Source organism: Streptomyces sp. NRRL B-24572, assembly GCF_002156145.1.
In the GTDB taxonomy this organism is placed as follows: Bacteria; Actinomycetota; Actinomycetes; order Streptomycetales; family Streptomycetaceae; genus Streptomyces; species Streptomyces vietnamensis.
In genome coordinates this window covers 1-691 of record NZ_MWIG01000988.1, presented here as the reverse complement: position 1 = coordinate 691, position 691 = coordinate 1, and the positions used below count along the sequence as shown (strand labels likewise).

1 protein-coding gene is annotated in these 691 nt (G+C 76.8%); it reads left to right on the top strand.

Annotation, left to right across the window (positions count from 1 at the left end; genetic code table 11):
• On the top strand, window positions 1-622 hold a 622-nt coding region (locus tag CCN56_RS39250; RefSeq protein WP_086832384.1), incomplete at its 5' end, for a sirohydrochlorin chelatase.
• Window positions 623-691 lie beyond the last annotated feature (69 nt).

Here is a 691-nt window from a genome sequence, read left to right as displayed (position 1 = left end):
CGAGCTGGCCCTGGCCGCCGGCCGCGAGGCCACCGCCCCGACGGGCCCGGCCGCGGTCGTCGTCCCGCTGCTCGCGGGTCCGGACAGCGCCCAGATGCGCCAGGTGCGCCAGGGCCTCATGGACGGTGGCAACACCGCCGAGCTGACCGAGGTCCTCGGCCCGCACCCGCTGCTCGCCGAGGCGCTGCACGTGCGCCTCTCCGAGGCCGGTCTGGCCCGCGCCGACCGGGCCAGGCTGTTCACGGTCGCGACGGCCGCCGACGGCATCATCCTGGCCACGGTCGGTGGCGAGGAGGCCGTGCAGGCCGCCGGGATTACCGGCATGCTGCTCGCCGCGCGCCTCGCCGTCCCGGTGATGGCCGCCGCGCTCGACCAGGAGGGCTCCATCGCCTCCGTGGCCGAGCAGCTGCGCGCCGCCGGTGCGGAGCAGCTGGCCCTCGCCCCGTACCTGATCGGCCCCGAGCTGGCCGACGGTCTCCTCGACGAGGCGTCGAAGGAGGCGGGGTGCGCCGCCGCCGAGCCGCTGGGCGCCTACCCCGCGATCGGCAAGCTGGTGCTCTCGCAGTACACGGCCGCCCTCGGCATTCCGCCGCAGCAGCCGCAGGGCGCGCCCTCGCTCTGAGGCCGCGACCACGCGTCGTACGGAAGGGCCCGCTCCGGAATCGTCCGGTGCGGGCCCTTCCGTACGACG